The organism is Amycolatopsis sp. A133, from assembly GCF_031082405.1.
Taxonomy (GTDB): Bacteria; Actinomycetota; Actinomycetes; order Mycobacteriales; family Pseudonocardiaceae; genus Amycolatopsis.
On record NZ_JAVHJU010000057.1, the window covers coordinates 209,549 to 231,072 of the forward strand.

General features: G+C 73.3%; 9 protein-coding genes. 2 read left to right on the forward strand and 7 right to left on the reverse strand.

From position 1 onward, the window contains the following. Window positions 1–21: 21 nt before the first annotated feature. From Q5425_RS33545 to Q5425_RS33555, 3 genes are all read right to left on the reverse strand, one after another. On the reverse strand, window positions 22–8,508 hold the full coding sequence (locus tag Q5425_RS33545; RefSeq protein ID WP_308676366.1) for a non-ribosomal peptide synthetase: 8,487 nt from the start codon (window positions 8,506–8,508) through the stop codon (window positions 22–24). Beyond that, entirely contained in the window at window positions 8,505–12,290 is a 3,786-nt protein-coding gene (locus tag Q5425_RS33550) for an amino acid adenylation domain-containing protein (protein WP_308676367.1), read from the reverse strand. Before Q5425_RS33550 ends, Q5425_RS33545 begins: the two co-directional genes overlap by 4 nt. 167 nt (window positions 12,291–12,457) lie before the next feature. Beyond that, the gene (locus tag Q5425_RS33555; protein WP_308676368.1) at window positions 12,458–13,138 is read right to left on the reverse strand and encodes a hypothetical protein; all 681 of its coding nucleotides are present in this window, start codon (window positions 13,136–13,138) and stop codon (window positions 12,458–12,460) included. A gap of 143 nt (window positions 13,139–13,281) precedes the next feature. Here Q5425_RS33555 and Q5425_RS33560 point away from each other — a divergent pair, with 143 nt between their 5' ends. Together Q5425_RS33560 and Q5425_RS33565 are read left to right on the forward strand one after the other, a co-directional pair. Further along, a complete protein-coding gene (locus Q5425_RS33560; RefSeq protein WP_308676369.1) occupies window positions 13,282–14,475 on the forward strand; it encodes a glycosyltransferase in 1,194 nt (397 codons plus the stop codon). A gap of 42 nt (window positions 14,476–14,517) precedes the next feature. Next, complete coding sequence (locus tag Q5425_RS33565; protein ID WP_308676370.1) at window positions 14,518–14,865, forward strand: UBP-type zinc finger domain-containing protein; 348 nt, start codon at window positions 14,518–14,520, stop codon at window positions 14,863–14,865. A gap of 284 nt (window positions 14,866–15,149) precedes the next feature. On the opposite strand, the gene Q5425_RS33570 is transcribed toward Q5425_RS33565, so the two are convergent. The 4 genes from Q5425_RS33570 to Q5425_RS33585 form a co-directional block, all read right to left on the reverse strand. Further along, window positions 15,150–15,932: a haloacid dehalogenase-like hydrolase gene (locus Q5425_RS33570; protein WP_308676371.1), complete on the reverse strand. Its 783-nt coding sequence runs from the start codon at window positions 15,930–15,932 to the stop codon at window positions 15,150–15,152. 26 nt (window positions 15,933–15,958) lie between these two features. Beyond that, window positions 15,959–18,181, reverse strand: a complete 2,223-nt coding sequence (locus Q5425_RS33575) for a tetratricopeptide repeat protein (RefSeq protein ID WP_308676372.1) — start codon at window positions 18,179–18,181, stop codon at window positions 15,959–15,961. A 58-nt stretch (window positions 18,182–18,239) separates the two neighbouring features. Further along, a complete protein-coding gene (locus Q5425_RS33580; RefSeq protein ID WP_308676373.1) occupies window positions 18,240–21,170 on the reverse strand; it encodes an AAA family ATPase in 2,931 nt (976 codons plus the stop codon). A gap of 111 nt (window positions 21,171–21,281) precedes the next feature. Beyond that, window positions 21,282–21,503, reverse strand: coding sequence for a hypothetical protein (locus Q5425_RS33585; RefSeq protein ID WP_308676374.1), 222 nt, complete (start codon window positions 21,501–21,503; stop codon window positions 21,282–21,284). Window positions 21,504–21,524: the final 21 nt, after the last annotated feature.

Genomic DNA, 21,524 nt, shown 5'->3' on the forward strand with positions numbered 1-21,524 from the left:
GTTTCTCTTCCTCCGTGGGTCTCACCGGTTTGCGATGGCCGCGGCCACGGCGGTGACGTGTGGCGCGCGCACGATGCCGTAGTGGGTCGCGGGCAGGTCGTGCCAGCGGCTCGGCTCGGGCAGGAGGGCTCGCCAGCCGTCGCGGCCGGCCACCGGCAACCCGGGTTCCGGTTCGGTGGCGAGCCAGATGTGGCTGGGCGTCGCGGCCAGGCGGGGCAGCTCGTGCCCGGCCATGCTCCGCAGGTTGGCCCGGCACGCGCGGGCGAGCCGCCGGGCGTGCTCGCCCGCGGTACCGCCGGAGGCGCCCAGCTCGCGTTCGAACACCGTCTCCAGCTGCGCGTCGCTGTAGTCCGCGGCGCTCGCGCCGGGCGGCGGCGGGTCGATGAGGTGCAGCGCCCGCACCGGCTGCCCGGCCGCCTCGGCTTCGGCGGCCATGCCGGCGGCGACCCAGGCGCCGAACGACCACCCGGCCAGCTGCCGGGAGTGGCCGGGGAACCGCGCCCCCAGCGCCGCGTGGTAGCGCCGGGCCCGGTCCGCCACCGTCCAGCCGGGCGGTTCCGGCCGGCTCAGCGCCGGGTCCGCGATCACGCACACGCCGAGCTCCGGGGGCAGGGCCTCGACGAGCGGGCGGTAGGCGTGGACGTCCCCGCCGACCGGGTGCACGAGGCAGACGACTTCCCGGCCGTCCCCTTCGCGCCAGACCTGCACCACCACGTCACCGGTGCCAGCGGCGGTGCCCAGCTGCGCCAGCAGTTTCGCCATCGTCACCTCCGGGCCGAGCCAGGCGAGGTCGAGGTCGACGCCGAAGAGGCGTTTCACCGAGTCGACGACGTCCAGCAGCGTCAGGGAGTCGGCGCCGAGGTCGTACAGGGGCACGTCGGGATCGAGTTCGGCGACACCCAGGAGGGCGCGCACCTCCTCCGTCAAGTCCGCTTCGGCCGGTTTCGCCGCCGGCGTTGTGGTGTCGCGTTCGTGGAACGTGCGGGCGGTCTCGAGGCCGGTCGTCGTGACCAGCAGCTGGGGCAGGCCCGACCCGAGCGCGCGGGCGAAGGTGCGCCGGCCCTCGTCGTCGGTGAGGCCGACCGCCAGGTGGGCCTGGTGCCGCGCGTCGGTTTCCAGCGCCGTGACGGCCATCCCGCTGTCGCGCCAGACGTCCCAGCCGATGGAGAGCCGGGCGGTCGGGCCGTCGAGGTGGGCGAGCGCGTCGAGGAACCCGTTGGCGGCGGCGTAGTCCAGCTGACCGATCCCGCCGAACTGCGCGGACAGCGACGAGCAGTAGACGACGTAGGCGGGCCGGTGGCGTTCGACGAGCTGTTCGGTGAGGAGGGCGCCGGCGAGCTTGACTGGCTGGGTGCTTTCGCCTCGGGTGGCGATCAGGCTGCCGTCCGGGTTGCCGGCCGCGTGCACGATCCCGGCGAGGGGCGTGGTGATTTCGTCGGCGGTGACGGTGGTGAGGTCGGCGGCGAAGAGGTCGACGCGGTCCGCCCACGGCTTGAGCGCCTCGGGCAGGAAGGGGCGGCGCGCCAGCAGGAGCACGCGGCCGGTGGTGCGGGTCAGCAGTTCTTCGGCGACGGCGGTGCCGATGCCGCCGGTGCCGCCGAGGATGAGATGGATTCCCTCGTGGGGGACGGGCTCGCCGGCGCTGACCGGTGCGGTGTCCTGGACCCACCAGAACCCGGTCCGGAGGGCGACGCGCTCGGGCGGCGTCGGGCCGGTGAGCAGGTCGGCGAGGGGATCGAGGTCCGGGCCGTCGAGGTCGGCCCAGTGCCCGGGGACGCCGCTTTCCTGCGGCCCGACGGCGGTGACCCCGGCGAGCAGCCCGGCTTCGGGGCGCGTGACGGCGGTGTTCGCGGGCGCGGCACCGGCGGAGACCCACCAAGTCCTGAGTGGACGGTCGCGGGCGGCCCGCAGGAGGGCGGCCGGGGTGTCGAGGCACGCCCATTTCGCGTGGTCGACGGAGGCCTCGCTGACGGGCCCGGTGACGCCGAGGGGGAGGGTGTGGAGCCAGTCGATCCGGGTGTCCGGCAGGGAGTCCAGGATGCGGCGCAGGCTCGCGGTGTCGGCCGGGTCGGCTTCGAAGGTGTCGGGGCCGAGACGGGCGAAGCGGTCGGCGGCGTGGACGCGCACGACGCGCGGATAGGCGGCGTCGAGGGCGGGCGCGGTCAGCGGCCCCTCGCCGGAGATGACGAGGACACGGTCGGTGGGCGTGGCATTCGCTGCCCGGCGAAGGCGGACCCACGTGGGTTGGTGCAGCCACTCGCTTTCGGGCCGCCGCGTGACGGTGGCTTTCCGCGGGAAGTCGAAGTCGCGGGCGTCGAAGGCGGGCGGCGGGAAGTCCCACGGCGCGGGGGCGGCGGAATGCCCCCAGTCGACGGCACCCCCCGCCAGCCAGTCGTCGGCCAGCCCCGCACTTTCACGTGAAAGTGCGGGGTGGGGAGCGGAGCTTTCACGTGAAAGTGCGGGGCCCAGGTCGGAGCTTTCACGTGAAAGCTCGTGGGGCTCGGCCGTGCGCAGCCACTCGACTGCCGCGGGTGCGTCTTCGCACGCTGCCGCCAGGCGCCAACGGTGTGGGGGACGGCCCGACTGCAGGTGGCGGAGAACGTCCACGTAGGACGAGGGGTGCGCGGTCAGGTACTCCGCCACCCGCGCCGCCTCCAGACGCAGTGCCGGGGCGCTGCGAGCCGAAAGGACCAGGCACCGCACGGGTTCCGGCCGGGGGACCGGCACCGGCCGGACCGACTCCAAGATCACGTGGGCGTTCGTGCCGCCGATCCCGAAGCTGCTCACCCCGGCCACCCGCGGGCCCGCGGGCCACGGCTCCGCCCGCGTCGGCACCCGGAACGGGCCCAGGTCCAACGCCGGGTTGGGGGCGCGGAAATCCACCGTCGGCGGCACGACGCCGTGGTGCACCGCCAGCGCCGCCCGGATCAACCCGACCACCCCGGCCGCCGCGCCCAGGTGGCCGAGCTGGCTCTTCACCGAGGACAACGCGCACCCGGCCGACTCGGGCATCGCCTCGCGCAACGCCGACACCTCGATCGGGTCGCCGAGGCGGGTGCCCGTTCCGTGCGTCTCCACGTACCCGACGTCGGCCCCCGAGCGCCCGGCTCGACGGAGAGCGGCCCGGATCGCCGCGCGCTGCCCGGCCGGGGACGGGGCGCTGTAGCCCTGCTTCACCGCGCCGTCGTTGGTCAGCGCCGAGCCCGTGATCACCGCGTACACCGTGTCGCCGTCGCGACGAGCCGCCGAAAGCGGCTTCAGCACCACCACGCCGACACCGCTGCCGCCGACCGTGCCGTCCGCGTCGTCGCTGAACGGGCGGCAGTGCCCGTCCGGCGAAAAGATGTGCTGCGGGCGGTACCGGTAGCCCTCGGCCAAGGTGACGTCGACGAGCACCCCGCCCGCCAGCATCACTTCCGCCTCGCCGCCGCGCAGCATGGCGGCGGCCTGGTGGACGGCGACCAGCGAACTGGAGCACGCCGTCTGGGTCGTCAGCGCGGGACCGGTCAGGTCGAGGTGGTAGGCGACCTTCGTGGCGAGGAAGTCCTTCTCGTGGTGCAGGGCGAGCTGGAAGCCGTCCGGCAGCGCGGCCGGGTCGGCTTCGCGCAGCATCTGCTGGAAGTACGTGTTTTCGCCGCACCCCGCGATGAGCCCGGTCCGGCCGGGTTCCGCGAGCCCGGCGTGGGCCAGCGCCTCGACGCAGGCCATCAGCAGCTGCCGCTGCTGCGGGTCCATCAGCGCCGCGTCGCGGTGGCTGATCCCGAAGTGCTCCGGGTCGAACGCCAACGGCCGGTCCAGGAGACTGCGTGCGCCGACCAGGCCGTCGGCGGCGGGGAACTCCTCGATGCCCCGGCGCCCGGAGACGACCAGGTCCCAGAACGCGGCCAGGTCCGGTGCGCCCGGCAGCCGCACCGCCATGCCGACCACCGCCACCGCTTCGTCGGCGCCGGGCCGGGACGACGACGCAGCCGGGGCCGGGCCGCCGCTTTCGAGGTGCCGCGTCAAGTCGCGGAGCGTGACGTGCTCGAAGAGGTCGGCCGCGGTGAACCGGTAGCCGGCTTCGGCACAGCGCAGGTGGAACCGCATCAGCGAGAGGCTGGTGGCGCCCGCGGCGAAGAACGTCTCGTCCGGGCCGATCGGCGCGCCGGTCACCTCTTCGAACAGCGCCGCCAGCTCGCTCGACGGAGCCGCGGACGTCCGGTGGAGGTCCTCCCCGGCGGTGCGGGGTGCGGCGTCGCGGTCGAGCTTCCCGCTCGGCGTGCGCGGCAGGGCGGCGACGACGCGGAAGCGATCGACCCGCGCGTGCGGCGGCAGCAGCGGAACGAGGTGCTCGGCCAGCTCGGCAGCGGACGGCGTCCGGCGGCACTCCAGGAACGCGGCCAGCCGGTCGCCTTCGGGCACGACCACCGCGTTGACGACGTCGGGGTGCCGCAGCAGCGCCGCCTCGACCTGCCCCAGCTCCAGCCGGTGCCCGCTGAGCTTGACCTGCCGGTCGGCCCGGCCGTCGAAGTGCAGCAGGCCGGCGCGGTCGAAGTGGGCGAGGTCGCCGCTGCGGTAGTAGAGCTCCGGCAGCTCGGCGAACTTCCCCGGAGCCGCTTCGCCGAGGTAGCAGCGGTTCGCCGCCAGACCGCCGATGAGCAGCTCGCCGACCTGGCCCGGCGGCAGGGGCGCGCCCGTGGCGTCGGCGACCCGCAGGACGGCGCCGTGCACCGGACGGCCGATGGCGGGGCGGTCGGGCCAGCCCGCGGGATCACCGTCGAGGGTCAGCGCGCTGACGACGTGGGTCTCGGTCGGGCCGTAGTGGTTGTGCAGGCGCGCGCCGGGCAGCCCGGCGAACCAGCGGCGGATCGCCGGGGTGCACACCAGCTGCTCGCCGGCGGTGATCACGTCCCGCAGCCGCGCCGGGTAGCGGCCGAGCCGGACGCCGTGCTCGGCCAGCAGCTGCAAGGCGACGTACGGCAGGAAGATCCGTTCGATCCCGGCGGTTTCCAGCCGGTCCAGCAGCGCGGGGACGTCGTGGCGCCACTCCGGGCGGATCAGGTGCAGCCGGCCGCCGCCGCACAGGGTCGTGAAGATCTCCTGGAACGACACGTCGAACGACAGCATCGAGAACTGCTGGGTCGCCGCGGGTGGCGCGTCCTGCCACTGCAGCAGGTTGGCCAGGGTGCGGTCCGGGACGCGGACACCCTTGGGCACGCCGGTCGAGCCCGACGTGAACAGCGTGTAGAGCGGCCGTCCGGCGTGCCGCACCGGAACGTCCGGCACCGGCCCGCCGGTCAGCGTGACGAACCGCCGTTCGACGTCCGTTTCGAACGCCTCGCCGGGGGCGAGCAGCACGCAGCGCGGCCGGACCCGGTCGAGCATCTCCCGCAGCAATTCGGGTGGGTACGCGGGATCCAGGGGCACGGCGGTGATGTTCAGCCGGGCGAGCGCGAGGAGCGCGACGACGTGCTCGGCCGACGGCCGGAAGTACAGCGCGATGTCGGTGGCGTCCGCGGGCAGGGTGGCCGCGAGCCGGGCCGCGTGCGCGTCCAGCTCGGCGTAGGTCAGCGTCGTCTCGCCGGTCAGCGCCGGAGCGGCGGGGGTCCGCGCGACCTGGCGCGCGAAGCCGTCCGCCACGGTTTCCCACGTCAGCTCCGCCACGGCACCCCGGCCGTGGTCGCGGCGGTACGGCTCGGCCAGCTCGGCGGGGGTCCGCGCGCCGCCGCCGAGGGCGCGGGCGAAGACGTCGCCGAGTGCCGCCGCTTCGGCTTCGGTGAAGTGGCCTTCGCCGTACTCCCACAGGCAGTCGAAGCCGTCCGGCCGTTCCACGACCGACAGCGTGAGCGCGCATTTGGCCTCGGTCGCCTCGATCCATTGTGGACTGACCGAGCAGCCGGGCAGCTCCAGTGCGCCGAAGTCGGTGTTCTCCAGGACGAACAGGTAGTCGAAGGCCGCATACCCGGGGTCGAGGTCGGCGAACGCGACGTCCTGGTGGTCCAGCGCCGCGCCCGACACCGCCCCGAGCCGGCGGAGCTGGCTGCCGAGCTCTTCGTCCGGGTCCACCGACAGCGGCAGCCGGACGGTGTTGGCGAACATCCCGACGCTGTCCTCGAACTCCCGCACCGGCCGGTTCGCCACCGGCGCGGCGATCCGGGGCCGGGTCCGCCCGGTCACCGCGTAGAGGCTCCAGGCGAACACGCCGAGCAGCAGCTGGAAGCGGGTCAGGCCCAGTTCGCCTGCCCACTCGTCGACGCGTTCGCGCCCGATCGTGGTGGTCCGCAGCCGCCCCTTCAGCGACGCTTCACCGGCGGGCACGGAGTCGTCGTGCCGGGTGGTCAGCTGGGCCCGGTAGCCGGGGGAGGCGAACCAGCGGGACTGCCACGCGGCGAAGTCGAACGGCGTGGGCGCGCCGGGCCGCGGTGGCGCGCCCGACAGCTCGCGGAAGAGGATGTTCAGCGACCAGCCGTCGACCGCGATGTGGTGCAGGCACAGCAGGAACGTGCCGTCGGGCCGCCAGGCCGCGCGCAGCAGCCGGCCCGAGCCGAGGTCGAAAGGAGCGGTGAAGAGCTCGTCGTCCGGTTCGGTCCACGGGTCGTACGGGGCCTTCGCCACCTGCCGCAGGCCGTCGGGCGTCGCCTCGAACGCCGTGCGCAGCGCCGGGTGCCGCTCCACCAGATCGCGCACGCCCCGGCGCAGGGCGTCGACGTCGGCTTCGCCGGTGACCCGGAAAGCGAGCGGCACGTGGTAGGCGGTGGAAGCGGGATTGCGTTGCTGCAGCAGCCAAAGCCGCTGCTGCTCGCTGGTGGCCGGTGCCGCCGTCGCGGTCGTCGGCGCGGCCACCGCCGGGTACGCCGCGTGCCCCGCCGACGAGACGGCGGCGGCGAGGTCGGCGAAGGTTCCGTGCTGCACCACCGAAGGCGCCAGGTCCGCACCCCAGCGTTCGCGGATCGCGAACCGCAGCCGCAACGCCTTGAGCGAGTCGCCTCCGGATCGCAGCCACGTGTCCACTGGCCGGGCGTCCGGAATGCCCAGGACGGCCGAGACGACGTCCAGGACTTCGCGCTCCCACGCGGTCGCTTCGCCGCCGGCGTCGGGCCGCCACGGCGTGAACCCGCCCGCCAGCAGCGCGGCTTCGTCGACTTTGCCGTTCGCGTTGCGGGGCAGCTCCTCGACGCGGAACACGTGGTGCGGTCGCATGTAAGCGGGCACAGTTTCGCTCAGATGAGCGTCGAAGCTGTCGAACGAAAGCTCGTCGGCCACGACGAAGGCGAGCAGCTCGGCCGTCGCCGCCCGGCGCACGGCGACGTGCGCCTGCCGGATCGCCGGGTGGGCCAGCAGCCGCTGCTCCAGCTCACCGGGCTCGATCCGGAACCCGCGGACCTTCACCTGCCGGTCGGTCCGCCCGGCGTAGGCGTACCGCCCGCCCGGCAGCACGCGGACCAGGTCGCCGGTGCGGTAGAACCGCGCGCGGCCCTCGTCGAACCACGGCAGCCGGACGAACCGCTGCCCGGTCTCCGCGGGCAGGCCGCGGTAGCCGAGCGCGACCCCGGCCCCCGAGAGGTACAGCTCCGCCAGCTCGCCTTCGGCGGCCACGCGCTCGTCGGCCGTCACCGCGACCGCGCCGGTGCCCGGCAGCGGACGGCCGATCGGTACCACCTCGCCGTCGAAGCCGCGCGGAATGGCGTAGCTGAGCGCGAACGTCGTTGTTTCGGTCGGGCCGTAGCCGTTCTGCAGCCGCGTCGGCGCGTCCGGGTTGGCCCGGTACCAGCGGCGGATCAGCGGGGCGTTGAGCTGTTCGCCGCCGATGACGACCCGGCGCACGGTGGCGAAGCTGCCCGGCACGGTCTCGGCGACGGCGTTGAACAGCGTCGCGGTCACGAACATCGTGTCGATGCGCTCGCGGACCAGCGCGCCGGCGAACGCCTGCGGGTCCCGGACGGTCTCGTCGTCGAGGATGACGCAGGTGCCGCCGGTGAGCAGGGGCACCCACACCTCGAAGCTGATGGCGTCGAACGCGGGATTGGCCAGGCAGGCGAACTGGGTGCCGATGTCGAGCCAGCCGGGCTCGGCGAGCCGCAGGACCCCGGCGTCGCGCACCTCGACGCCCTTGGGCCGCCCGGTCGTGCCGGAGGTGTAGAAGAGGAACGACGCCGGCGCGGGGCCGGCGGGCACTCCGGCTTCGGCGGTCCCGGCGAGCAGGTCGGGGAGCTCGTCGAAGACGACGACCGCGCCCGCGTCGGCGAGGATGACGTCGCGGCGCGCCGGCGGGCTCTGGCGGTCCAGCGGCACGACCTGTGCGCCCAGGCGCAGCACGCCCAGCATCACGAGGATCAGTTCCGCCGACCGCGGCAGGCCCACGGCGACCGCGTCACCCGGGCGAACCCCCCGGCGGGACAACGATTCCGCGACCGCCGCGGCACCGGCGTTCAGCTCGGCGTAGGTGAGCTGACGCGGGCCGTCGGACACGGCGACGGCGTCCGGGTGCCGCAGCGCCCGGTCGTGGACGCGGCGTGCGATCGAGGTCATCGCGCCGCCAGCTCGGCGGTGATCAGCTTGGCGACCAGCGGCAGTGCGTCGCTTTCGAGCATGTCCCAGTGCCCGCAGTCCGCCGGGACCACCTCGAACCCGCCGCGGGCGCGGCGGCGCCAGAACTCCGCGCTGCCGGGGATCGGGTCCTCGCCGACGGCCTGCACGAACACCACCCGCGCGGCCGACTCGCCGGGGTCGTGCTCGCGCGCGGTCAGCCGGTTGTGGTTGTACGTGCGGTGGTAGCGCTCGATCTGCGCGTCCTCGATCCCGGGGTACATCCCGTTGAACCGCACCAGTTTCTCCCGGAACTCGGCCGCGGGCACCGGCTCGATCGCCGCCCGCGCGGCCGGGTCGTCGGTGGCGGCCGTGTCGAGCAGGACGACGCTGACGTGCGGGTGGTGCTCCGCCAGCCGCCGGCCCATTTCGTACGCGACCAGGCCACCGTAGGAAAGTCCACAAAGGACCAGATGCTCTCCGGGACGCGGGTCGACGAGCCGCAGGTACTCCTCGGCCATCGCCTCGACGCTCGGCAGCGGCTCCTCGCCCGGGTTGAGGCCGGGGGACTGGATGCCGACGACGCCGGTGTCCTCGGGCAGCAGGGCGCTGAGCGGCAGGTAGCAGAACGCGGTCCCGCCCGCCGGGTGCACGCAGACCACGCGGGCCCGGCCGGCGCCGCGGCGGAACTCGATCAGGCTGCCGCCGCCCGGCGGGGTGCCCGCGCGCAGCAGCGCGGCCTGCGCCTCGATGGTCGGGTGCAGGATGACGTCGGAGATCGGCAGTTCGCGGCCGAACTCCGCGCCGATCGCGTGGGCCAGCTTGATCGCCGAGATGGACGTGCCGCCGACGTCGAAGAAGCCGTCCGAGACGCCGATCGCCGGGTGCAGCAGCAGGTCCCGCCAGATCCGCAGCAGCGCCAGCTCGACGTGGTCGCGCGGGGCGGCGGTGTTGACGGCGGCGGGCGCGCCGGCCCGGGCGTGGGCCAGCACGGCGTCGCGGTCGAGCTTGCCGCTGCGGCTCAGCGGCAGCCGGTCGAACTCGGCGAACACCGACGGGATCATGTAGTCCGGCAGCCGGTCGGCCAGCGTGGCGCGCCACTCGTGCGGGGTCCGGCCGCCGCCGCCCGCGACACCGGCGACGAGCCGCGGCTCGCCCTCGCGGTCCACCAGGACGGCGGCCTCCCGGACCCCGGGCACGGCCAGCAGCGCGGCCGTCACCTCCCCCGGCTCGATGCGGAACCCGCGCAGCTTGATCTGGTCGTCGCGGCGGCCCGCGTACTCGGCTTCGCCACCGGCGAGCCACCGGGCCAGGTCGCCGGTGCGGTACATCCGCTCGCCGGGGGTGAACGGGTCCGGCACGAACCGTTCGGCGGTCAGGCCCGGGCGGTGCAGGTACCCGCGGGCCAGGCCGTCGCCGGCCAGGAAGACCTCGCCCACCACACCCGGCGGCACCGGGCGCAGCCGCTCGTCCAGCAGGTACAGCCGCGATCCGGGCAGCGGCCGGCCGATCGGGGCCGGGCGGTCCACGGGCTTCGGGTCGAAGTGGGCGGTCGCGTAGAGCGTGGCTTCGGTCGGGCCGTAGCCGAAGCAGATCCTCAGGCCGGGCCGGGCCGCGGCGAACCGTGCGAGCGAGGCTTCGGTGAGTGGTTCGACGCCGGTGAGGACCTGCCGCAGCGCGAGCTCGGCGACCCGGCCGGGGTCCTCGTCGATCCAGCGGATGTAGGCCGGCGGCAGGAACGCCTGGACGATCCGGTGCTCGCGCAGCCACACCATCAGCGCCGCGGGGTCCGGCCGGACGTCTTCGGGCACGACGTGCAGCACGGCGCCGGTGGTCAGGGGCAGCAGTAGTTCGTGCACCGAGGCGTCGAAGCCGATGCTCGACCACGCCGACGTCGCTTCGCCGGGGGTGGCGCCGAACCGGTCGAGCCACTGGTCGAACAGGGCGAGCACGCTGTGGTGGGTCACGGCGACGCCCTTCGGCCGCCCGGTCGACCCCGACGTGTAGATCACGTAGGCCGTCTCTCGTGGATCGACCGCGATGGGGGCCCGGGCCGGGTCGCCTTCGGCCTCGAGGGCGCCGATGGCGTGCGGACCGTCGCCCAGGACCAGCACCGGGCGCGCGTCCTCGATCATCGCCGCGCGGCGCGCGGCCGGCTGGGCGGGGTCGAGCGGCAGGTAGGCGGCCCCGGTCTTCAGCACGCCCAGCACGGCGGTCACCAGCTCGGCCGAACGTCCACTGTGGATGGCGACCACCCGGCCCGGCCCGGCCCGGCGGGCGCGCAGGGCGTTGGCCAGCTTCGTCGCGCGCCGGTCCAGTTCGCCGTAGCCGATGGTCTGCCCGTCGCAGACGAGCGCGGGGGCGTCCGGGGTCGCGTCGGCGTGGGCGGTGAACCGCTCGACGATCCCGCCGGGGCGGCGGCGCGGGCGCGGACCGGTGCTCCAGGCGGTGAGGATCTCGCGGCGTTCGGCCTCGGTCAGGAGCTCGTAGTCCGCGATGGCGGCGTCCGGCCGCTCGGCGAGCCGGCGGAGCAGCCGGACGAGGTAGCCGGCGTACCGCTGCGCCGTCGGGTGGTCGAAGAGGGCGACGGCGTAGTCCAGGTGCCCGGTGACGTCGCCGTTCTCGTCGGCGAGGCCGAGGGCCAGGTCGAACTTCGCCGGGGCGTGCTCGACGTCGAGGGGCTCCACGGCCACCCCCGGCAGCTCCAGCAGGTCGTGCAGGGTCGGCACCCAGGCGAACATCGTCTGGAACAGCGGCGTGTGCGCCGGGCTGCGCGGCGGGTTCACCAGCTCGACGACCCGCTCGAACGGCAGCTCGACGTGGTCGAGCGCGCCGCGCAGAGCCGCGCGCACCTGCTTGAGCAGGCCGGCGCCGGTGGGGGAGCCGGCCAGCTCGGCGCGCACGGCGAGGGTGTTGACGAAGAAGCCGAGGGTGGTGGGGTGGTCGCCGGCGGCGCCGCGGTTGGCGGCCGGCACGCCGACAACGATGTCAGTTTGTGAAGAAAGCCGGTTCAGGAGGATGAACCAGCAGGTCAGGATGGTGGAGTAGAGCGAGCCGCCGTGCTCGCGCGCGACCGCCCTCAGCTTGGCCGTGAGCTCCGGCCCGAGGGTGATCGGCACCCGGGCGCCGCGGTGGTCCTGCCGGGCCGGGCGTGGCCGGTCGGCGGGCAGCTCCAGCACCGGCGGCACACCGTCGAGCCGGTCCCGCCAGTACTCCTCGTGCGGCGACGGCCCGGCACCGGCGAGCCAGTCCTGCTGCGCCCGGGCGTATTCACGGTACGGGCGGGTGTCCGGCAGCTCCGCCGGTTCGCCGCTCAATTGAGCGGCGTAGAGGGTGCCGAGCTCGCGCAGCAGGAGGGTGCGCGACCAGCCGTCGAAGACGGTGTGGTGAACGGTGATCAGCAGGACGTGGTCCTCGGCGCCGTCGGCCAGCAGCCGCGCCCGCGCCAGCGGGGCCCGCGTCAGGTCGAACGCCTCGGCGGGTTCGGTGCGCCGCAGCCCGGCCGCTTCGTGCGGCCGTCCGGTCACGTCGGTGACGGTGAACGGAAAGCCTTGACCGGCGGGTTCGATGATTTGCGCGGGCGGGCCGCCTTCGGCGGTGATCCGGGTGCGCAGGGCTTCGTGGCGGTCGGCGAGAGCGTCGAAGGCCCGCCGCAACGCCTCGCGGTCCACCGGGCCGCGCAACGCGAACGCCATGGTCTCGTTGTAGGCCGCGCCGGCCCCGTCGAACTGCGAAAGGGTCCAAAGGCGCTGCTGACCGGACGACAGGGGGGCGGACACGCGCATTCGGGGACGGCCTTTCCGGGCGGGCGGAACGGTACGGGCGCTGTGCCGTCGCAGCCGAGGTCGGGGAAACGCTCTCTGTCTGTATGGACAGTTAACACCACACCATCGGCTGATCACGAGTCGTGGCCGAAGTCTGCCCGGAAGTGCCCTGCCCGCTGTCGCGGCGGTCAGCCCGCGACGGTGTTGTAGTTGACGATGCGCTCGACCATGAGCGCGGCCGCGCCGGCCAGCGGGCTGGCCGCGTCCCGGCGGACCACGTCGGGCAGCCGGTGTGCTTCGTCCTCGGTGACGGCCACGATGCCCCAGAGCGCGTTGAAGCCCGTGGGATCGGCCGGTTTTTCGGCGGCCGCAACGACTTTCGCGGCACCGCCCTCCTGCCGGACGGTCAGTGCGCCCATCTGCTGCAACGTGCCGGGATCCGGTTCGTCGGCGGCCACGACGACCCAGTCCGCGGACGCGGTCCCGCGGACCGCGCCGAGCAGACCGCCGGGGTCGCTGACAACGATGTCAGGCAAGACGAGGGCCACCGTTCCCCGCGTCATCGGCAGGGCGGAGCGAATGGCGTCGTCGAGGCCCGGTTGGTCCGATTTGTTCTGGTAGACGAAGACGATCTGGAGCTTTTCGGCGTAGCGCGCGAGATAGCTCACAGTGTCCAGTTTGTGCGTTCCGAAGACGACGACCAGGCGCACGTCGAGCCCGCTTTCGGCCAGGGCGACCACGGCTTCCAGGCTGCGGTCCAGGACGGTGACGCCGGGGGCCAGGCAGTGCAGTTCCTTCGAGTAGGGCGCTCCGAAGCGGGAGCCGAGCCCGGCGCAGGGGAGGATGACCGAAACGTCAGGAGTAGGCATTCAGCGGCTCTCTGGTCGTGGTGGCGAGCGGGAACCGGATCCGGTGCCACACCCACACTTTCGCATCCTCGCGGTCGAAGGCAAGGCGTGCGAAGATCACGACCGCGCCGAAACGCCGAGGACACAACGGAAGAGGACGCCGCATGCGGGTGCTGCTGGCCACCTACGGAACCCGGGGCGACGTCGAACCGCTGGTGGCCCTCGCGGTGCGGCTGCGGGACCTCGGCGTGCAAGTGCGGATGTGCGCGCCGCCGGACGAGGAGTTCGCGCGGCGGCTGGGCGATCTCGGGGTGGAGCCGGTCCCCGTCGGGCCGCCGGTGCGGGCGTTGATGAGCGCGACGGCCCCGCCGTCGGCGGCGGACCTGACCCGCTACCGGGACGAGCTGGTCGAGGCCCAGTTCGACGTCCTGCCCGCGGCGGCGCGCGGATGCGGTGCGCTGGTGGTGGCCGGGCTGGCCCAGGTCGCCGCGCGGTCGGTGGCCGAGGCCGCGGGCATCCCCTACGTGTACGTGACCTATTCGGCGGTCAACCTGCCCTCGCCGCACCACGCGCCGCCACCGCGGCCGGGCTGGCCGGAGCCGGCGGACGAGGACAACCGGGCGCGGTGGGACCGGGACGCCCGCATGGTGAACGGCCAGTTCGGCGCGTCGCTCGACCGGCACCGGGCGGCGCTCGGGCTGCCGCCGGTGGAGAACGTCCGCGACCACGTGTACTCCGGCCGTCCGTGGCTGGCGGCGGATCCCGTGCTGGGCCCGTGGAAGGAGATCCCGGGCCTGGACGTGGTCCAGACCGGTGCGTGGATTCTGCCCGACGAACGCCCGCTGCCGTCGGACCTGCAGGCGTTCCTGGACGCGGGCGCACCGCCCGTCTACGTCGGCTTCGGCAGCATCCAGCCGTCGCCGGACATCGCCCGCCGGGCGGTCGAGGTGGCCCGCGCCCGGGGGTACCGCGTCCTCGTCTCCCGCGGCTGGGCGGAGCTGGACCTGCTCGACTGCTTCGCCATCGGCGAGGTCAACCACCAGCGGTTGTTCGGCGAGGTCGCCGCGGTGGTGCACCACGGCGGCGCGGGCACGACCCACACGGCCGCCGGGGCGGGCACACCCCAGGTGGTGACGCCCATCCGGCTGGCGGACAACCCGTACTGGGGCAGCCGGGTGGCGGAGCTGGGCATCGGCGCGGTCCTCGACGGCCCGGCCGCGACGACCGAGTCGCTGACCGCGGCGTTCGAGACGGCACTGGCGCCCGGCACCCGCGCGCGGGCCGAGGCGCTGGCCCCCCGCATCCGCACCGACGGAGCGGCGGTGGCCGCGAGCCGGCTGGCCGGCCTCCTCCGGTGACCGGGCCGTGCGAGCCGCCGGCGGTCAAGGCAGACTGTCGGCATGGCCGAAACCGAGGGAATCGACGTCTCCGTGCCGCCGAGCGGCACGGGCTGCGCGGAGTGCCTGGCCGCGGACGGCTGGTGGGTGCACCTGCGCCGCTGCGCCCAGTGCGGCCACATCGGTTGCTGCGACAGCTCCCCGGCCCAGCACGCAACGGCGCACTACAAGGCGACCGGGCACCCGCTGATCCGCAGCTTCGAGCCGGGCGAGGACTGGTTCTACAGCTTCGCGACGGGTGAGGCCTACGACGGCCCGCCGTTGGCACCGCCGGAGCACCGCCCGGTCACGCAGCCGGTGCCGGGCCCGGAGGGCCGGGTACCGGGGGACTGGCAGTCACACGTGCACTAGCGATTCCCGTGCGCGGCGGCCCGGGCGGTGACCGATGTGCGCCTGGGCGAGTCGAGGGGCGGGCGTGCCGTACTCGTGGCGCAGCCCTGCCCCGCTCCGGCCGGCAGGGTGGCGGCGGAACCACCGGACCGGCGCGACCATCATCGCGAACGCGTGACTTCCCGCCGCCGCCGGATCGGGGCGGCCGGTGGTGGATGCGGTCCAGGCGCCACCGCCGGACGTAGCCGCCGACGGTCTCTTCCCGCTGCGGGAACACCGGCACCCGGTGCCGGTCTGAGGACCGATCAGGCCGGCCGGTTCGGAACCCGGACTGCCGGAGGGGACGGAACCCCGATCGGCGCGTCGGGCCGGCGCCACGGAAGGTGGTCGAGGTAGTTCTGCAGGAGTGCGATGTCGGTCAGGTCCAGGATGACGACGTCGGCGCCGGCGCGCCACAGCGCCGGCGGCGCACACCGGCCGGTCGCCACGCCGACCGCGTGCACGCCGGTGCATCTTGCGGCGCGCATGTCCTCCTCGGTGTCGCCGATGATGAACGTGCTGCTCCGGGGAACGTGCCGCCCGGTCCGCGCGCGGCAGCGGCGGCGCGCGACATCCGGCAGTTCGACCCGCCGGAGGGCGTCATCGCCGTAGGCGCCGACCGACATGTCGAACAGGGGTGAGAGGCCGAACGCCTCGATCTTGGCGCAGGCAATGGCTTTCAGGGTGCAGGTGAGCACTGCTTGGACGAAGCGGCCGTCCGCGGCGAAGTGCCGGAGTGCGGCGGTGGCTCCCGGCAGCAGCCGGCCGCCGGTCACCAGCTCTTCCCGGGACTCGACGTACTCCCTGGCCAGCCCGGCGGAAAACCGGGCCACCAGCCTGTCCGTCGGGGTGACGTCGTGGAACAGGAGTGTCCGGCGGATCTTCTCGAGCGTGCTGAACCCGGGGGCCGAGATCACCTTCTTGAACGGCAGTTCCAGTATCTCGGCGAACAGGCGCGAGTAGATCGCCCGCCGGAATTCCGCGGCCTCGATGAGGGTGCCATCGATGTCCCACAGGAGCAGAAACTGCTCGTCGCAGCCTGCATTCACCTGACCCACCTCCGGCCCGTGAAGAGCTACTGCCCGTTGCCGAGCTCGACGAGTTTGGCTTCCAGCGCCCCGAGGTTCGGCGAGTTGATCTCGCGGGCCACGGCTACTCCCGTGCGCAACGTCGCCCGGGCCCGGTCGGGTTCGCCTTGACTGGCGTACGACTCGCCGATCTCCTCCAGGAGCACCGCCTCCATGAACTTGTTGTCCAGGGAGCGGAAGATCTCGAGAGCGCGCCGCTGCGCGTCGAGGGCTTCGTCCGAGCGGTGCAAGTGGCGGTAGATCCTGGCCATCCGGCGCAATACGGTGCCCTGTCCGTAAACCTCACCGCTCTCGGCGTAGAGGCGTATTGCCGTGTTGCCGTTCTCCAGCGCCAAGTCGTGGTCGCCCAACGCCGAGCGTGCGATGCACAGAACGCTCAGGGAATGCGCTTCCCCGTAACTGTCGTCCTGCTCGCGGTACAGCGACAAGGCCCGTTCGGCGTAGCCGAGGGCGATCCGCGAATGGCCGAGGCGGATGTGCACCGCGCCAAGGGTGCGAAGCACACGAGCTTGGCCGACGCTGTCGCCGAGGCTGCGGAACAGGTCGAGGGCGACCTCGGCGTGGCTCAGGGACAACTGCGGCTGGTCCAGGTGCTCGTAGATGTTCGCCAGGATCCTCCTGGCGCGGGCCTGAGCCTGCACATCACCCAGTTCCTCGGACGCGCGCAGCGCGATGGCCTGGGTGTCCGCCCACTCCCGCCACCGGCCCCTCCGGTCGAAGTAGGTGGAGGTGGCCCACGCCAGCTGCCAAGCGTGCTGCCAGAGGGTCCGGTGGGCGGCCAGCCGGACGGCGTTGAGCAGCACCAGGCTCTCCTGGTCGAACCAGGTCATGGCCTCGTCCCGGTTGCCGGTGGCGACGACGGGCACGTCGGGCAACGGCGGAACCACTTCGATGGGATCACGGTGGGGGTGCAGGTGGTGGTCCGCTCCGATCGCGGTGCGCAGCAGGAAATCGAGGAACCGGCGGACGGCGTCGTCGATCGCCTCCGGCGTGTCCTCCTCGAGCGCCCGTTCCGCGGCGTACTCGCGCAGCAGGGTGTGCACTCGGTACCGTTCCGGCGAAACCTGTTCGAGGAGGTTCGCCTCCTCCAGTTCGGCCAGTTGTTCCCGGGTTTCCCCGAGTGACCTGGCATTGAGGGAAGCGGCGGCGGGAAGGCTCACTTCGGGTCCTGGATGCAGGCCGATCATCCGGAACAAGCGAGCGCTGTCCGGGCTCAGCGCTGCATACGACCACGAAGTCACAATACGTACACTCCTCAGGTAACGCGAAGAGAACATGTCGAGCCGGCGGCGGACGGTGGCCAGTTCGGCCACGAGAGCCGACAACTCGTATTGAGCACGCAGGCTCAGGCGTGCGGCCATGATGCACAGCGCCAGCGGAAGACCAGCGCACCACTCGGCGAGGCGCTGGGCACTGGCCGGCTCCTTCTCGACTCGATCTCTGCCGATCCTTTCCGCGATCAGGTCGATCGACTCGTCCGCCGACAGGACGTTCACCGTCATCGAGACGGCGCTGTTCTCGATGATCAGCCCCGGGAGTTTTCTCCTGCTCGTCACGATGACCAGAACCGGCGCATCGCCGGGAAGCAGGTGCCGCACCTGTTCGGCGGAAACCGCGTTGTCCAGTATGCACAGCAGCCGCTTCCGGGCCGTGATCGTCCGGAACAACGCGGCCTTCGCCTGGATGTCGGGCGGTATCCGGTGTGCCGGAATCCCGAGTGCTTCGAGAAAACCGCGGAGGACCACCTCGGTGGCCATCGGAACACCTTCCGGGCTGAACCCCAGCAAATCGACGAAGAGCTGACCGTCCGGGAAATCCGCGGCGGACTTCCGGGCCCACTGCAGGGCGAGCGTGGTCTTTCCCACGCCTGCCGGCCCGTCGACGACGACGATGACGGGCGTTTCCGCTCCGTTCCTCGTCCGATTGCCCAGCGCGGCCAATGCTGTCAGCTCGGTTTTGCGCCCGACGAATCCGGTTACCGAACTCGGGAGCTGCCGCGGCACGGAACGGCCGTCCGCCGGTGTTTGATGAAAGTGGACAGCACCGTTGATCGATCCGGCTTGGAGGATCGAACCGAACCCGGCACCCTTCGAGATCCGGTTCGAGACGTCGCGGTCCGGATACGGTGCCGGTCGCGGTACTCCGTCCTGTTCCACTGGCTCTACCCCCATTAGCCTGGTGGTTGCCGCCGGAATCGACGAGCATACCACGGGGGCGTCAACGAGCTTTCCGAGAATCGATCACCCGAATCGGCGAGCCGATCCGGGGTCACACCTCCGAAGCCGAGGAGTGCTCGGCCGCGAATCGGGTCAGTTCGGTGCGGTCGCGGACCGACGTCTTCATCAGCAAAGCCGCCACGTGCTTCTCCACCGTGCGTGGTGAGATGTGCAGGCGGGCCGCCAGTTCCTTGTTGCTGAGGCGGAACGCCAGCAGCTCGAAAACCTCGTACTCGCGCAGCGTCACGCCGATCGCGCGCAGGCTTTCCGGTACCCGCTCGGTTCCCGTGCGGCGTTGCTGCACCGACGCTCCGGCCCGGCGCAGCAACGCCCGGCACGCGCTGGCCACCGGGATCACGTCCGCGCCGTGGAAACGGCTTTCGGCTTCGCGGAGCCACTCCGCCGGTTCGCCCCAGCCGTGGTCGACGGCGGGTTCCGCCGCCAGGCGCAGCCCCAGCGGGCGGGCGATGCCGAACGGGGCCGCGGCCTGCGCCGCGCGCCGCATGGCCGAGGCGGCCGCCTCGGGGGCGCCGTCGCGGCCGTGCAGGACCGCTTCGGCCAGCAACACGAACTGGCGGTTCCAGCGCATTCCGCCGGCCGCTGCGGCGGTGGTGCGCCGGTGGTCTTCCCAGCTCGCGTCGCCGGCGATGACGTCGAGCAGCAGCTTCAGGCCGTGGGTGCCGGCCAGGTGGAACGTGCTCTGCTGCCGCGCCTGGTCGGCCGCGAGCGTTTCCAGCTCGGCGCGCGCGGTTTCGCGGTCCTCCTCCAGCAGCGAGCAGAAGACCTGGGCCAGCCCGCGCGCCAGCGGGGCCTCGGGGCCCGTGTCGCCGCCGTCGCGCCGGAAGGCGGCGAGCGCGGCCTCCATCGCCCGGCGGTCGCCGCGGTGGCCCGCCAGCACCGCCTGCGCCATCTGCACGTACCGGCTGACGGCGAACAGCTTGATCCGCGACGCCTCCGCGTAGCACGCGTCGAGCCGCTGCTCCGCCTCGCCGAACCGGCCGCACAGCACGGAATGCAGCCCCAGCACGGCTTCGGCGTTGTACGCCAGGCTGATCCCGCCGGTGCGCAGCGCCTCGGCGCGCGCGGTCTCCAGCCCGGACGGGTCCGCTTCGGACAGCCAGGTGTTGCCGCCGAGGCCGACCAGCGCGTAGTTGCGCCAGTTCGTCAGCCGGTGCTCGGCGGCGCTGTCGAGCATCCGGCGGAAGCACTCGTCGGACTCGGCCATGTCCCGCTCGCGCACGACGAACCCCACCGCGTAGAGCGCCTGGCACGCCGTCGAGGGCGAGCCGATCCGTTCGGCCCCGGCGACCGCGCGGCGGGCCAGCTCTTCGCTGCGGCGCACCCGGTCGGGAGCCGGGCCGGACATCGACAGGTAGGCGTCCACGGCGTCCACCGCCACGGATTCCTCGGCCGGCCCCGCCCCGGACAGCAACGCCCGCGCCGCGGCGACCTGCTCGAAGCCCTCCGCCCAGCGGCCGGCGACCTGCGCCGCCCACGCCAAGCGCACGTGGACGCGGATCTGGCGTGCCGGGTCACGGCCGTCGGCGGGCCGCAGGGAGCCGGCGACCTTCACCGCCCGGTCGAACTGCCCGGCTTCGGCCAGCGCGAACAGCAGCAGTTCCAGCAGGTCCCGGTACCGCCCAGACTGTTCGCCGCCGCGATCGGCGTCGTCGCCGAGCAGGTTCACGGCGTGCTCGAGGACGGCGATCGCCGACCCCGGCGCGCCCTCGGCCAGCGCGCGGCGCGCGGCCTCGCGGTACAGGTCGGCGGCGGCCCAGCGGTCCCCGGCGCCCAGCCGCAGCGACGCGGCCAGGCTGCACAGCTCACCCGGCAGATCGGGGTGCAGCTCCACCACGGCGTCGGCCGCCTTCGCCGACAGCGCCACGCGTTCGGGCGGGTTGAGCAGGGTCAGCAGCGCTTCGGCGGTGAGCGGGTGGCGGAAGGCGTACCAGTCCTCGCCGCGCTCGTCGGCGATGAGCAGCTGGGCGGCGACGGCGGACTGCAGGTGGCCGAACAGGCTGTGGTCGTCCAGTTCGCTCACCCGCTGCACCACCGACAGCGGGAACCGGCGGCCGAGCACCGCGGCGATGGCGAGCAGCTGCTTGCCGCGTTCGCCGAGGCGGTCGGCGCGGCGCGTGATGATCGTGACGAGCGTGGAGGGCACGGCGCTGCGGCTGTGCCCGGTGAACCGCCAGCCCGCCGCGCCGTTCACCAGCTCGCCCGCCGCCACCATGCTGTGCAGCAGTTCCTCGACGACCAGCGGGTTGCCCGCGCTGTCGGTGAACAGGCGCTCGGCCACGTCGGCGGGCACCTGGCCGGGCTCGGCGCCGAGCGACGAGGCCACCACTTCCCGCACCTCGGCGGGGCCGAGGCTGTCCAGCGGCATGAGGAAACCCTCGCCGCGCCGGGTGACGGCGTGGGCCGCCTCCAGCGCGGGCGAGGGTTCGGCGCGCAGGGTGGCCAGCACGACCACGGGCTGCGTTCGGACGTTGGCGGCCAGGTACTCCACCACGGCGAGGGTTTCCACGTCGGCGTCCTGCAGGTCGTCGACGACGAACAGGCAGCCGCGGCCCGCACCGGCCAGCCCGGTGAGCCGCAGCGTCGCCTCGGCGAGCACCACCAGCGAGGAGTCGCCCGCGGTGCCGGTGGCCCAGTCCGGGATCAGCCTGCCCAGCACCGACCGGTACGGCCCGAGCTGTTCGACCAGCTCGTGGCCGCCGGTGCGGGCGAGGGACAGCAGTGCTTCGGTGAGCGCGCGGAACGGCACGGCGGGCCCGGTGGTGCTGCCGCGTCCCCGCAGCACCACCAAGCCCGCGTCGAGGGCGCGGCCCACCGCTTCGGCGGCGAGCCGGGTCTTGCCGATGCCGGGTTCCCCCGTGACGAAAACGGCCGATCCCGATGAGCGGCGAGCGTCGTGCAGTGCCCGTTCGATCTCGTCGATTTCCGTGGCTCGGCCGACGAGAGCGGGGGCACGGGTGCGCATGCGCCAACCTTAGAGACCGGACTTACGGATTCGGCGGTCTTCCGGTGGAGATTCCACTGTTCGGACGGCAAGATTTCGGATATTGTCACGCTTTGTGCCGTTCCGGGCACGTCACGCGTGCGTGTGGTTGCTCACCACGGTGCTGATGTCCATCGTGACGACCGCCGCGCCGGCCACGCCCAGGGTCAGCCCGGCGAGAATGCCCGCGCGGACACCGATCTTCGGTCTGGCCGCGCCGGCCTCCGGCGTGGCGTCGCCGAGCGGGCTGTCCACCGCGGAGCCGGCGGGGGTCGCGTCGAATTCGCCGGCGGTGGTGTCCTTGCGCATCTTCACTCCCGTGATGGTGTGTTTCGC